The organism is Tenacibaculum halocynthiae (assembly GCF_964512825.1).
Lineage (GTDB): Bacteria > Bacteroidota > Bacteroidia > Flavobacteriales > Flavobacteriaceae > Polaribacter > Polaribacter halocynthiae.
Window position 1 is genome coordinate 56,236 of the sequence record NZ_CAZELG010000031.1, and the last position, 13,562, is coordinate 69,797.

The 13,562-nt window shown below is 28.5% G+C and carries 16 protein-coding genes and 1 tRNA gene; 7 read left to right on the forward strand and 10 right to left on the reverse strand.

Annotated features, from left to right (window positions below; all coding sequences use genetic code 11):
- Positions 1-30: 30 nt before the first annotated feature.
- Positions 31-477: a hypothetical protein gene (locus ACKTTQ_RS12045; RefSeq protein WP_093869125.1), complete on the forward strand. Its 447-nt coding sequence runs from the start codon at positions 31-33 to the stop codon at positions 475-477.
- A gap of 56 nt (positions 478-533) precedes the next feature.
- On the opposite strand, the gene cdaA is transcribed toward ACKTTQ_RS12045, so the two are convergent.
- From cdaA to ACKTTQ_RS12065, 4 genes are read right to left on the reverse strand one after another with little or no spacing between them, the layout of a single operon-like run.
- Positions 534-1,316: a diadenylate cyclase CdaA gene (gene cdaA / locus ACKTTQ_RS12050; protein ID WP_199488233.1), complete on the reverse strand. Its 783-nt coding sequence runs from the start codon at positions 1,314-1,316 to the stop codon at positions 534-536.
- A 49-nt stretch (positions 1,317-1,365) separates the two neighbouring features.
- Positions 1,366-2,208: a metallophosphoesterase gene (locus ACKTTQ_RS12055; protein WP_408049331.1), complete on the reverse strand. Its 843-nt coding sequence runs from the start codon at positions 2,206-2,208 to the stop codon at positions 1,366-1,368.
- Between the two features lie 13 nt (positions 2,209-2,221).
- The gene (gene folP / locus ACKTTQ_RS12060; RefSeq protein WP_408049332.1) at positions 2,222-3,040 is read right to left on the reverse strand and encodes a dihydropteroate synthase; all 819 of its coding nucleotides are present in this window, start codon (positions 3,038-3,040) and stop codon (positions 2,222-2,224) included.
- Positions 3,041-3,628: an LOG family protein gene (locus ACKTTQ_RS12065; protein ID WP_408049333.1), complete on the reverse strand. Its 588-nt coding sequence runs from the start codon at positions 3,626-3,628 to the stop codon at positions 3,041-3,043.
- Between the two features lie 84 nt (positions 3,629-3,712).
- On the opposite strand from ACKTTQ_RS12065, the gene ACKTTQ_RS12070 reads away from it, so the two are divergent.
- The 4 genes from ACKTTQ_RS12070 (at position 3,713) to ACKTTQ_RS12085 (ending at position 6,437) form a co-directional block, all read left to right on the forward strand.
- Entirely contained in the window at positions 3,713-4,258 is a 546-nt protein-coding gene (locus tag ACKTTQ_RS12070) for a DUF1599 domain-containing protein (protein WP_113787774.1), read from the forward strand.
- Positions 4,259-4,282: 24 nt separating this feature from the next.
- Positions 4,283-5,284, forward strand: a complete 1,002-nt coding sequence (locus ACKTTQ_RS12075; protein ID WP_299136249.1) for a DoxX family protein — start codon at positions 4,283-4,285, stop codon at positions 5,282-5,284.
- Positions 5,285-5,358: 74 nt separating this feature from the next.
- Positions 5,359-5,730: a fluoride efflux transporter CrcB gene (gene crcB, locus ACKTTQ_RS12080; RefSeq protein WP_299136251.1), complete on the forward strand. Its 372-nt coding sequence runs from the start codon at positions 5,359-5,361 to the stop codon at positions 5,728-5,730.
- A gap of 2 nt (positions 5,731-5,732) precedes the next feature.
- Positions 5,733-6,437 carry a crotonase/enoyl-CoA hydratase family protein gene (locus tag ACKTTQ_RS12085; RefSeq protein ID WP_408049334.1) on the forward strand — a complete coding sequence of 235 codons (705 nt, stop codon included), beginning with the start codon at positions 5,733-5,735 and terminating at the stop codon, positions 6,435-6,437.
- 46 nt (positions 6,438-6,483) lie between these two features.
- Here ACKTTQ_RS12085 and ACKTTQ_RS12090 read toward each other — a convergent pair whose 3' ends face one another.
- The gene (locus ACKTTQ_RS12090; protein ID WP_408049335.1) at positions 6,484-7,089 is read right to left on the reverse strand and encodes a DUF1684 domain-containing protein; all 606 of its coding nucleotides are present in this window, start codon (positions 7,087-7,089) and stop codon (positions 6,484-6,486) included.
- A 705-nt stretch (positions 7,090-7,794) separates the two neighbouring features.
- Here ACKTTQ_RS12090 and ACKTTQ_RS12095 point away from each other — a divergent pair.
- Together ACKTTQ_RS12095 and ACKTTQ_RS12100 are read left to right on the forward strand one after the other, a co-directional pair.
- A complete protein-coding gene (locus tag ACKTTQ_RS12095) occupies positions 7,795-8,025 on the forward strand; it encodes a hypothetical protein (protein ID WP_093869135.1) in 231 nt (76 codons plus the stop codon).
- A 146-nt stretch (positions 8,026-8,171) separates the two neighbouring features.
- A tRNA-Pro gene (locus ACKTTQ_RS12100) sits at positions 8,172-8,246 on the forward strand.
- Positions 8,247-8,283: 37 nt separating this feature from the next.
- Here ACKTTQ_RS12100 and ACKTTQ_RS12105 read toward each other — a convergent pair.
- The 5 genes from ACKTTQ_RS12105 to ACKTTQ_RS12125 all read right to left on the reverse strand — a co-directional run bounded on the left by ACKTTQ_RS12105 (position 8,284) and on the right by ACKTTQ_RS12125 (position 13,561).
- Positions 8,284-9,054 (reverse strand): glycoside hydrolase family 25 domain-containing protein, encoded by a 771-nt coding sequence (locus ACKTTQ_RS12105; protein WP_113787723.1) that lies wholly within the window; start codon positions 9,052-9,054, stop codon positions 8,284-8,286.
- A gap of 450 nt (positions 9,055-9,504) precedes the next feature.
- Positions 9,505-10,383 (reverse strand): N-acetylglucosamine kinase, encoded by an 879-nt coding sequence (locus ACKTTQ_RS12110; RefSeq protein WP_408049336.1) that lies wholly within the window; start codon positions 10,381-10,383, stop codon positions 9,505-9,507.
- Positions 10,384-10,388: 5 nt separating this feature from the next.
- Positions 10,389-10,985: a LacI family DNA-binding transcriptional regulator gene (locus ACKTTQ_RS12115; protein WP_093869139.1), complete on the reverse strand. Its 597-nt coding sequence runs from the start codon at positions 10,983-10,985 to the stop codon at positions 10,389-10,391.
- A gap of 107 nt (positions 10,986-11,092) precedes the next feature.
- Positions 11,093-13,123 carry a beta-N-acetylhexosaminidase gene (locus tag ACKTTQ_RS12120; protein WP_408049337.1) on the reverse strand — a complete coding sequence of 677 codons (2,031 nt, stop codon included), beginning with the start codon at positions 13,121-13,123 and terminating at the stop codon, positions 11,093-11,095.
- A 9-nt stretch (positions 13,124-13,132) separates the two neighbouring features.
- Positions 13,133-13,561, reverse strand: a complete 429-nt coding sequence (locus tag ACKTTQ_RS12125; protein WP_093869141.1) for a hypothetical protein — start codon at positions 13,559-13,561, stop codon at positions 13,133-13,135.
- Between the last annotated feature and the right edge of the window lies 1 nt (position 13,562).

Sequence of the window (13,562 nt, forward strand, 5' to 3'; positions counted from 1 at the left end):
TCAATCTTAAAAACTAAAAATCATAAAACGATGAAAAAAGTAATTTTATCTGCGTTTGTTGTTGCTTCATTATTAGCAACTTCATGTAAAAAAGCAAAAGAGGAAGCAAAAGAAGCAACTGTAGAGGCTACTGAAAAAGTTACTGAAGCTACAAAAGAAGCTGCTACTAAAGTAGTTGAAAAAGCTGAAGAAACTGTTGATAAAGCTGCTGAAGCTGTACAATCTGCTTTAGAAGGTATTTCTATTCCTAGTTTTGATAACGAAAAAGTAGAACAACACTTAAAAGATTATGCTACTTATGCTAAAGATTATATTGCTGCTAAAGGTGATGTTCTTAAAAGTTCTAAATTAGCTACTAAAGGTGTTGAATTAGCTACTAAAGGTGCTGAGTTAGTAAAAACTTTAGATGCTGATGGTGTTAAGAAATTTAACAGCGTAATGAGTGCTATTCAATCAAAAATGGCACCAGCTAAATAAGCATATTTAACTATATTTAGTTATAAAAAAGGTTCTTCATATTGAAGAATCTTTTTTTATTCCATTACGTCTTTTTGGAGTTTTTTTGATAATTCTTCTAAGCTATTGTATAGCTCAAAACCTCCATCTTTTATATATGAAATTTCCCCTGTTTCTTCAGAGACTAACATACAAATAGCATCCGTTTTCTCTGAAACTCCTATTGCTGCCCTATGACGTAAACCAAAACGAGAAGGTATTTGTGAATTATCAGAAATTGGTAAAATCACACGAGTTGCTACCACATAATTATCTCTAATTATTGTAGCTCCATCATGTAAAGGACTGTTTTTATAAAAAATACTTTCAAGAATTGCTTCGTTTACTAAGGCATTCATTTTGTCACCTGTACTTACTAAAAAATCTAAATTATTAGTTCGTTCAATTACAATTAATGCTCCTGTTTTCGTTTTTGATAAATTAACACAGGCATTTAAAATTACTTCTGTATCAACCTCAAAACTAATTTCAGATTGTAAAAATTTTAACTGAGTTAAAAAACCTCTTTTAGTTGAAAAATTAGTAGTTCCTATCATTAATAAAAACTTTCTTATTTCTTGCTGAAATACAATAATTAAAGCAATAACTCCACCAGATAATAAATACCCTAAAATACCACTCAACATTTCCATATTTAGTGCTTGAGTCATCTTCCATATTATAAAAATAAATGCAATACCTATTACGATATTTATAGCTACTGTACCTTTTAATAACTTGTATATATAATATAAAAGAGCAGCTACTAAAATAATATCTAATACATCTAAAAAAGAAAAATCAATAAAATCCAAATCTATGTTTTTAGTAGAGTTTTTGTAAATGTACTAATTTTTAAAACAACACTTTTTAAGCATTTGTTAGTTCAAAAACAGTTATTTCTGGCCTTACATTAAATCGCACTTGCCATAAATGTCCCACTGCTCTATTTATGTACAAAGTTCTACCATCTTCTAAATCAATTTCACCTGAAGAATACTTTTTATTTTTAACAGGAAGCATAGGTGGTGGTAAAAAAGGTGCTTTACATTGCCCACCATGAGTATGTCCAGAAAGTATCCAGCTATTGAACCCCCTCCATATATCTATATCGCAAACATCTGGGTTATGGCATAATGCTACATTCGCTTTGTTTATATCAAAAGTAGTCATCGCCTTTTCAGGATTAAAATTAAGCCCCCAATAATCATCAAATCCTATAAAATTTAAACCAGCTACTTCTTTATGAGTATTACTTAAAATGGTAACTCCAGATTGTTCAAGTAAACTTGTTATTTTATCTGCTACATTTTGTTCTAGCCAATTATGTCCATAATCATGATTTCCTAAAACCCCTACTGTTCCTAAATTTCCTTTTACTACATGTTTTAAAACTGTTTCTAACTGAGTAAATTGTTCTTCATTCTCATAACTAACATAATCTCCAGTATATACTACAAAATCAGGATTATACTTTTGCGCTTTTTTAAAACTATCTATGATGTACTGATAGTCAAATCTGTTACCAATATGCACATCGCTTATTTGCATTAATGTTTTGCCTTCTAATGCGGAAGGTAAATTTTTAATTGGCATTTTTTTCTTAACAAACTCTAACCAAAAAGGTTCTATTTGCAATGTATACAAACCAGTTAACAAACCTAAGCCTATAGTAGCAAAAATAGATTTTTTTAAAAATTTTCTTCTTTTCATTACATTTAATTTTCTACAATTGATTAAAAATAGTAACAGCTTCTACAGCTTCTTTCACATCATGTACACGCAATATATGTGTACCATTCATTAAAGCAATTGTATTCGCCACTGTAGTAGCGTTTAATGCCTCTTTGGCTGAACAACCTAAAGTTTTATATAGCATAGATTTTCTAGAGACACCTGTTAATATAGGTGCATCTAAGTTTTTAAATAACTCTAAATTTTTTAATAATTCAAAATTATGAGCTATTGTTTTTCCAAAACCAAAACCAACATCAATAATAACATCATTCACTTTTTTTTCTTTAAGTTTAAATAACTGCGCCGCAAAAAAGGAAATCACTTCTTTTACTATATTATCATACTGCGGATTGGCTTGCATGTTTTGTGGAGTACCCTGCATGTGCATTATTATGTAAGGTACTTGTAATTTTACAATTGTTGTAAACATATTAGCATCCATTGCACCTCCTGAGATATCATTGACAATTGCACCTCCAGTTGTAATTGTTTCTTCAGCTACTTTACTCCTAAAAGTATCAATTGAAATAAGAATTTCAGGGAATTCTTTCGTTAACAACTCTATTACTGGTACAATTCGTTGTAATTCTTCTTGTTCAGAAATATGCTTTGCACTAGGCCTAGACGAATAAGCGCCGACATCAATAAAAGTAGCACCTTCGTTCAACATTTTTTCTACTTGGTGTATTATATCTTTCTCTGAATTATATTTTCCACCATCAAAAAACGAATCTGGAGTGATATTTAAAATCCCCATAACTTTTGGAGATGTTAGATCTATTAAATTTCCTTTACAATTAATCGTCATTTAGCTTACAACTTTATTAATTACATGTGTTTTTTCAGGAGCTGTATAATTTTTCATCTTCTCCATTAATCCGTCTATAGTATCATCAATTAACAATAAAGCTCTATTTTCTGGTTTCAAAAACCCCTCTTTAACCATAAAATCTAACTGTTTAATTGTAGCATCAAAAAAACCATTCACATTTAATACTCCAACAGGTTTTTGTTCAATATGTAACTGCTGTAACGTTAAAGCTTCAAAAAGCTCATCTAAAGTACCAAATCCTCCTGGCAATGTTATATAACCATCAATCATTTTGCTCATTATTACTTTACGTTCACTCATTGTTTTAGTAATAATAATTTTTGAAATATTAGAATGTACTACTTCTTCCTTCTTTAATAAATCAGGAATTACCCCAACAACCTTACCTCTTTTTTCAATAATTTCACTGGCTATAGCACCCATCATTCCTATTTTACCACCACCATAAACTAGGGTAATATTATTTTTTGCAAAATAACTACCTAAATTAACTGCAATATTTTTATAGACTTCATTGAAGCCCAGACTAGAACCACAAAAAACAACAATGTTATTTAATTTCATACTCTAAAAATAAATTATTAGGTAAAAATAAAGGAAAACCTAATGGTTTTATTATTTTTACCTTATTATTTCAGAAAACAAAAAATGCAAAATACCTCAAAACAGTACGACTTAGTTATTGATGAATGTAGAAGTTTATTTGTTAAAAAAATGTCTGACTATGGCAGTGCTTGGAGAATTTTAAGGTTACCTTCTCTTACAGATCAAATTTTTATTAAAGCTCAACGTATACGTCAATTACAGGAAAATACTGTTCGTAAAGTTGATGAAGGAGAGAAATCTGAATTTATAGGAATTATCAATTACTCTATCATGGCTTTGATACAGTTAGAACTGGGTATTGTAGATCAACCAGATCTATCAACTGAAAAAGCTGGTGAATTATACGATAAACATTTAAGCATTACTAAAGAGTTAATGGAAAACAAAAATCATGATTATGGTGAAGCTTGGAGAGACATGCGTATTTCATCATTAACAGATTTAATTTTGCAAAAATTACTTCGAGTAAAGCAGATTGAAGATAATAAAGGAAAAACATTAGTTTCTGAAGGAATTGACGCAAATTATCAAGATATGATAAATTATGCTATTTTTGCTTTAATTCATCACTCAGAATTAGACAGTTAACAATATTAAAAAACACCCTTAATTATGATATTAAAATTACTAACTCATATTTCAAGAATACTAGTAGGTCTTTTATTTATTTATTCTGGATTTGTAAAATTAGTTGACCCAATAGGGTCTCAATATAAATTTGAAGAATATTTTAGTGAAGGAGTTTTAAATTTAGAATTTTTAATTCCAGTTGCACTGCCTTTTGCCATTCTTTTAATAGTTTCTGAATTAGTTTTAGGTGTTATGCTGTTAGTTGGTTTTAAACCTAAGTTTACTGTTTGGAGCTTATTTGGTTTAAATTTAATCTTCTTATTTTTAACTTGGTATTCATATACATACAACAAAGTAACTGACTGTGGTTGTTTTGGTGACGCTATAAAGCTAACTCCTAAAGAAACCTTTTACAAGAATGTTATTTTTATGGTGTTTATTGTAATTTTAATTTTAGGTATAAAATTCATTAAACCCTTAATATCAAATAAAATAGCTTCATTATCTACTTATATTTCTGTTTTCATTTCTTTAATTATTGCTTATTATGTTTTAAACCATTTACCAATTGTTGATTTTAGAGCATATGCTATAGGAACAAATATTGAACAAGGTATGCAATATCAAGAAGGAAGTGATGATGCTCCTCCTATTCATGATTTTGAAATTAGTACAGTAGATGGTGATAAATTAGAAGAAATGCTATCTAAAGACAAAGCAATGCTAATTCTTATGACCACTATAGAAAAAGTTAACAAAGAAGGTATGCTTGAAATTTCAAAAGTTGCTGCCAAAGCTAAGAGCAGTGGTTATGAAATTTATATTCTAACATCAGATATGATGATGGCAGACGTTATTTATGAAGAAAACTATGAAGCTTTAAATGCTTTCAAAAAAGAGTACAATTTACCATACACTTTTGGTAGCTGTGACGAGAAAGCTATAAAAACTGTAATTAGAGCTAACCCAGGAATAGTAACTGTTAAAAAAGGTATTATTGATGGTAAATGGAATTGGACAGATGCTGATGATGTAGAATTATAACATTAAAATAAAACAACTTTTATAGATACTTAAAACCTCACAAATTTTGTGAGGTTTTATTATATTCGCATATAATGAAACAACTGCTATTAATTTTTATAGGTGGAGGAACTGGAAGCGTATTAAGATACTTAGTAGGTAAGCTTTTAAACAATTCTCAAACTGGTATTCCTTATGGTACTTTTGTTGCTAATATTTTAGGTAGTTTATTAATTGGTATCATTTTAGGGTTTGCTGCAAAAAACGAAACCTTAACTCAAAACCATACGCTTTTACTAGCTACAGGTTTTTGTGGTGGGTTTACTACATTTTCAACCTTTGCATACGAAAATCATGTATTTTTAAAAGCTGGAGATTTTACAACCTTTGCCATATACACAATAGCTAGTTTTATTGTTGGATTCTTGGCCGTTTTTGGCGGAATCTTTTTAACTAAATTTTTATAATAATGACCAATTTAACAGAGTATAAAGAAGAAGAGAACTATGCAATTATTACCTTAAATAATGGTAAAGTAAATGCTATTTCTCATGAAGTTATTGATAATTTAAACCTATGTTTAGACAAAGCTGAAAGCAATAAAAAAGTTGTTATATTAACAGGAAAATCTGGAGTTTTCTCAGGAGGGTACGATTTAAAATCCATGACATCGTCTCCAGAATCAGCATTAAACCTTGTTACTAAAGGATCAAAATTATCACTTAGAATGCTTTCTTTCCCTTTGCCAATTATAATAGCTTGTAACGGTCATGCTATAGCAAAAGGAGCTTTTTTATTATTATCCGCTGATTATCGTTTAGGTACCGATGGTGATTTTAAAATAGGTTTAAATGAAGTAATGATTGGAATGACTATGCATAATGCAGGAATCGAAATTGCAAAAGCTCGCTTAACTCCAGTATCTCTTAATCGTAGTGTAAATAACTCAGAAATCTACACTCCTAAAGATGCTATTTCCGCTGGTTTTTTAGACAAAATTGTTCCACAAGAACATTTACTACCAACTGCAATTAAAATTGCTGAAATGTTCACACAATTAAATCCTAAAGCACATGCCGCTACGAAACTAAAAGTAAGACAAACTTCTTTAGAAAAGATAGAAAAAGCTATACAGCAAGACATAAAAGAAGGTTTAACTCCTCCTTCTAAATAATTATATTAAAAATTCAAAACTAAAAGTAAAGAAGTTTTAAACTTCTTTACTTTTGGTAAGCTTTTACTCCCGCTTTTATTTCAATATCTAAATAATTATCTCTTGGAGTTATTGGGCAAGAATATCTATCACTATAAGCGCAGTATGGATTATAAGCTTTATTAAAATCTATTTCAATAGTACCGTCTTTTTGCTCATCGGTAGTTAATACATCAATAAACCTTCCTCCTCCATACGAAGTTGTTCCATTTGTTTTATCTAAGAAAGGTAAGAATAAATGGTTTTTATATTTTTCTGTTGAAAATTTATTTTTATAAATAGCTAATTTTAATTCTTTATTTTCTATTGTAAAAGTAATTACTCCATACTTTTCATATACAGCCACCCTATCTGTTGTTGTTGGAAAATTAAAAGTAGGCGAATCTGGAGTCTTTTCTATCTTTGCTTTTACCTTATAAGTTTCATTTACTGGGTAAAAATCTAACCCTTTAAAACTTTTCAATCCTTTTTTTGTTAACGGAGAAGTTGTAGCATCTTTAAATTTAGAATTTAATGACTTTTGAAAATCAGTTTTACCAAGTTGTTTTCTTTTTCCTTGAGAATTACATGATACCATTGTTATCATAGTAATAAATACAAAAAAATGTTTCATCAATTTATGTTTAATAAGTTCAATTATTGGTGAAGATACTAGAGTTAAATTATGTTACAATAACTTTTTTTAAAATTAACAAATTCCACTTTATCAATATATAAACATCTATTTTAAATAGAGTAATTGTTTAAAAATCACCAAGGACAATCTCTTTGCTTTTCAACAAGAAACATACATTATAAACATTTAAATACCAAATACATAACACAAACTAAGATTTCTTTTTTTTAAAAAAAACTTGTTTATACTTAAAAATAAATTCTACATACTATTTTTTTCTTTGTGCTATTTACTTATATAGCCTAACTTCATTACATTTTTCACATAAAAAAACAATATTAAACATCAAATCTTATTAATCTTATAAAAAAAACATTTAATTCTTTTTTGAAAAATTAACAAGTTTTATTATATTTGGTTAAATACCTACTAATTTATAGCATTATAAGTGGTAAAAAAACGAGTTTATCTTCCTAAATAAGAAAAACTTATAAAAAAATAATATATTTTGATTGTTTTTTAACATATAAAACCGTAAATAACGCTATATTTGACCCCCAGTTTTTTATTACAATATTGTTATAAAAAAATTAATGAGATGTCTTAAATAGACTATAAGAGTTATATCTTTTTCAATTTTAAATCAACACCAAACCTAAATTGTAAAGATTATTTTAATTTAAAACGAAAGAAGCACTTAATATGAATTCAGAGTTAATTAGTAAAGGAGAAGAGTTTGAAACCAGAAAATTCAAATTTGTTACTACTAGTGATAGAATATTAGCTTCAAGAGAAGCTAAAGCGTTAATTTTAGAAATTAATGAAGTTTATAAAGAAACTAAAGATAGTAACTTAATGGACTTAATGAAACGTTTAACAGTTGTTAAACAACGTATAGACAAACGTTTAAAAGGAAAACCATTAACGGCCTAATACTTTTTCCTAAAAAAGCACGTTATAAAATTAAGGGTGCTATAATTAATTATCTAAACCCTTAAATATGATATTTATTCTTGATAAAAATTCTAGGTCTTTTCCTAGAATTTTTTTTTAGTTTTGTATACTAACCAAATTAAACTCGGGATGTAGCTTAGTCCGGTTAAAGTGCTGGTCTGGGGGACCAGAGATCGGAGGTTCGAATCCTCTCATCCCGACTTTTAACTCCTCTCTTAAATTCTAAAAATCAATAATTTAAGATATATTACTTGAAGGAGGAAGAATAAGTTTGTTTAAAAACCTTTCTTTAAATCCAATAATATTGGGGTTCGTTTGATCAAGGTCAAATTCTTCATTCACTTGCTCTCCACTTGCATATTGCCTCAAAAAAACTGGTATTGATGAGTTTTGTATTAATTTAGGCACTGCAAAATTCTCATTCCATGAAGGCCATTTTTCAGGAGAACTGTGATACCTAGCAATCCATAAACCATAGCATGTTATTTCACCTTTAATTAATATTGAAAATGTAGTATTATCATGATAATTTGCATAAACACATGGAAGAATAGTTACAGAATTTTCACTTTTTTCCTTACTATAGGAAATTAAAGTCTCTGACCAACCTCTATAGTACTCTTCAGATATGGAGCCATTACTTCCACTTACATTTCCTTCAACATCTAAAAAAAAGAAAAACTCACTCCCTTGTGACTTCCAATAATTGACAGTAAAGGTAGAAAAAAGATCATTTACTCCTTGCTTAGCATCTGTAACCCCCTGCGAATAAGAACCTCCTACATGGTTTGTATGCCTTGCAATAGGTAGTAGTTTTATATTATTTTCATGTAAGGTATTATTTTCTAAATTATGCGAATACTCCACAGGGTAACCAGTAGTAAAATACCTTCCCCATGCAATTGGCATTTCATTATAATAAGAATATACTTTATCTATTAAATCATTTGCGGGTTGAGAACTGTCTACAATTTTAAATGGCTCTTTATTAGAGTTTGATTTTATCATTTTTTTATTCATTTCTCTTTTTAATAAAGAGTGATTTTTAAATTAATTAGTTGGTAAATAAAATAAAAACGATGCATAACCACACACAACTCTTTAAATTCACAATAAATCAACTATTATTATATAAAAAATACATGAACGTTTTTCAATCAAGTATGAGCGTAGAGAAATCAGCATACACCTATAAAGATTTCTTTTTTAATACTTAAATTTACTACTTTGTATACTTAAGCTATATAAAATAAATTGCTAACGCAAACCTACTTACGAAAATCCTTACGGACTTTCTATCTGTAATTTATTTATTAAATTTAGTGCTTGAAGCTCGGCTAACAATTCTCGAATTGCCTACTTCCTCACTAATGTTATACAAAACTATTGGCAAAACTATAGACTACACGACAACATCATTAAAATTATTTCATTGGTTGTGTATCCTTCATATTTACTTTACACTACCTCTTTTAAGAAGAGCCTATCTTCTTTAATAGATTCAATAAAAGCTTTCAAAGGTCTCCTTATGAAGTTTTCGGGAGATTTCATTTTTCTTTTTCTAAGTTCTTCATTAATAATATCTCTTGCATGATATCCTACAGAGCCAATAAAATAAAGGGGGACTTCATTTAATTCATTCTTATAATTAACTAATTGTTTATCTATAAAGTTCCCTATACAAGAACTTATCATTTCTTTTGCGTAAGGATGCTCAATATTCTCAAATAAAAAACGTGCAAATTGCGCTAAATATTTATTAGGCATTTTTGATCCATAGAGTTTTGATAAAACCATATCATCATCTAGCTTAAACTCTTTTTCCAAAGAAAACTTAAGGTCTTCTGGTAAACTTCTATAATAATAACTTTTTAAGAGTTCTTTTCCTAAATGATTACCACTTCCTTCATCCATTAAGATGTAGCCCATTGCTTTTACTTTTTGTTCAATTACTTTTCCATTAAAAAAACAACAATTAGACCCTGTACCCAATATGCAAACCACCGAAGGTTTACTTGAAGCAGCAAAAACAGCTAACATTAAATCTTCTTTAATAGCAATTTTTGATAGGTTGGTAAATTTTTTCTCAAAAATGTTCTTTATTTTATCACTCCCTTTTTTATTATTACACCCTGCTCCAAAAAAGTAAATAGTTGTTACTAACTTTTTATAAAACGATAATTCGCTACAGTTTTCAAGAATATTTTCTATATCTTTTTTCTTTAAAACAGAAGGATTCACCCCTTTTGTTCTAATTCTTCTTACTATATTATAATCTAGGCTTTCTAACAAAATCCAATCGCATTTTGTTGACCCACTATCTGCAATTAATATCATTTTATCTAAGAAACTTCTAACTGTAAATTATAATTTTTGATTTTACTAATCATATTACTTACTAAATCTTTACCTAATTTAAGTCCGTTATTAGACTGCTTTAACTGCGTATTTGTATACACAACATTATCAACCATTTTATTAATAACTATTATTGGTAAATGTCTTTCAGAAAGTTTGATCAGATATTTATTATCTTCAGCATGGCGTTCAGGAAATAATGAAGGTGATATAATTAAACCATCAATAATATTTTCAGATAATAATTTTGTGTACGTAATTTCTTTTTCTGGGCTATTACACGTTTGATAAACCATAATTCTATGTTTTTTTTCACATGTTTCTTCAGTAATACCTACTAATAAGTTAGAAAAAAAATCATTTTTTAAATCAGGTAGTATAACTCCAATAATAAAGTTCGTTTTTCTTTTTAAATTCTTAGCAAAAAAATTAGGCCTGTAGTTTAATGACTTTGCTATTTTAGAAATCCTTTCTTTAGTTATACTACTAATTTCATGGCTATCATTTAATGCCTTAGAAACTGTTGACACTGATACTCCCGATTTTAATGCTATTTCTTTTAATGTTACGTTATAATTCATATAATTAAGCTATTAATTTGGGGTTATATTAATTTTATAGATACCTTACCTATAAACCTATTGAAAATATTTATTTGGCATAACTTTACGTCATAGATCCTTACTATCTATTCATTCAAGAACTTTTCTATTACAGGTAAAACAACTAATTCAGTATCTACTAGTGGTTCTTTTAGAACTTTTACACATTCATTTACCTCCTTTTTTACCTTTTTTGTAATCTTCTTACCATTAAGAACCTCAACGCAAACAAGTGATAACTCCTTAAGTTTCTTATAATGATTTTTTATTAAACCTGTGTTAGGGTTTGACTGTAATTTCAAAAAGTCGTTATACCCTTTAATCCATTTATTAAAATAATTTATCAACTCTTTCTTTTTACTTACGCTAGGTCTTTTTAAATAAGAGTTCATTGTTTTTTTAAAGTTATACCCATCAATTGCATCTGCAAAACAAGCATCAGCAAAAAGCGTAAATGGTGAAAATGATTTATACTCTGTTCCTCCTTTATTTCTTGTATAGATCTCTACAGGTTCATAAACACCTGTTAAAACTTTTAAAGAACTTATATCATTACTCTTAGTTATGTTTCTTAAAATGACATCTCTGTTTTTAAAATGACTAATTCCTAACTCTTCTAACTGAAGACTAATTGGACGCAGTCTTTTTCTCATGTTTTCAAGATTTTTCACTTCTTTAACCGACCAAAATCTTTCTGCAATTGCTGCCGTTCTTGGCCATATTCTAGAATCTATAGTTAACGAAGTAACAAGTTCACTCCACATAGTTACTTCACCTCCTAAAACTCTTTTTTCTTCTTCTTTAGTAAGCTTTCCATTTCCTGCAGGATCAAATAAATAATGATGCTCAACCGATTGCATTCTATCAATATAGTAATCATTAGATAGCACTGCTTGGTATCCATTTTTTACAGCCTCAGTTAATGTTCCATTTTTAAAGCCTTCATTTACACCTCTCCACGAATGAATAATAGCAGTTTTAGGCATGTCTTTAGTCATTATTTCATCCCACCCCATTAATTTCTTGTTGTATTTTTTTAATATCTCTTGTAATTTGATATTAAAAAATGTTTGTAAATCATGATTACTATTTAAACCTTCTTTCTTCTTAAATTTTTGTACCTCATGATTTTCATCCCAATGCTTACCTTCATTTTCATCACCTCCTATATGGAAGTAATTATCAGGAAACAATGGCGTTATTTCAGCAAACAATTTGTCTAAAAAAACATATACTTCTGGATTAATGGGGTTTAATGTGGGATGAAAAACTCCAGAAAATCTTTCAATTTTATAATCATATCCTTTTTTACTTCCTAGTTCAGGATATGCTGTTAATATTGCTGTAGCATGTCCAGGAACATCAATTTCAGGAACCACTCTTATACCTAATTTATTAGCATAAGAAACAATATCTTTAATATTTTCATGCGTATAATACTGACCATCAGAACCTAGCTCGTGTAATTTAGGAAACACTTTTGACTCTACCCTAAACCCTTGATCATCTGATAAATGCCAATGAAAAACATTCATTTTCATAGACGCCATAGCATCTAAATTTCTTTTTAAAACACTTAATGGTTGATAATGCCTTGCAACGTCAATCATTAACCCTCTCCATATAAAACGTGGAGAATCTTTAATGGTAACTCCTCCTACATAAAAAGAGTTTTCATTATATCTTATTAATTGTAATACTGTTTCTAATCCTCTTATAGCTCCTACATCAGTTTTAGCTAAAATCTCAACCTGTTTCCCTGTTACTAAAACCTCATATGATTCATCAACATTTAACTGAATATCAGCAACTTTATTAAAGGTAATTTTAATAGTTGCATTTTTTTTATTCAAAAAAGGAAAGCCTTCTTTTACAAAAACACCAGTTCTATTAGTCAGCCTTCTTATAAATTTTATAGCCGCCCCGTGAACTCTTCCTTCTTTATTATTAATAGAAACAGTAAAGTCTTCATTAATATATACCTTATTATTATTTTCTTTTATTTCCTTTGGCCAAGGCATTAAATTATACGTTTCTGATAATTTATTTTGACCATTAACCATTATAACACTAAATAATAAAATTGTTAATAGGTTATTTATTATTCTTTTTATCATATAATATTTTTAAAGTTTTTTATAAACTTCTATAATTTTGTTATCCACTCCTAGCTCTTCAATCTTCTCTACCCCTGTTATTATAAGAGTATCATTATTTATTTTAGCATTGAATTCAAAAACTTTCCCTTCCCATTCTCTATAATTCAAATAATCAAGATATTCTTTATAGACACCTTTTTTATAGACATATCTTCCTCCTCCTGCTACATATACAGCTGAAGAATCTTTACCTTTATTTAAATCGTGTCTTAAAAAAGAAAAGTGAGTTTTATTAATAATTTTAATCATCTCCTGATTGGGCGATACTGTAGAAAAGGTAGAATCTTTTGTTATAGTTTTTGCTGAAACTAGTTGCCAAGTTCCTTCTATTTTAGACTCTTCTTCAATGCCACACCCCAGTAATAGTAATAAAAAGATTAATACACTATATTTCATA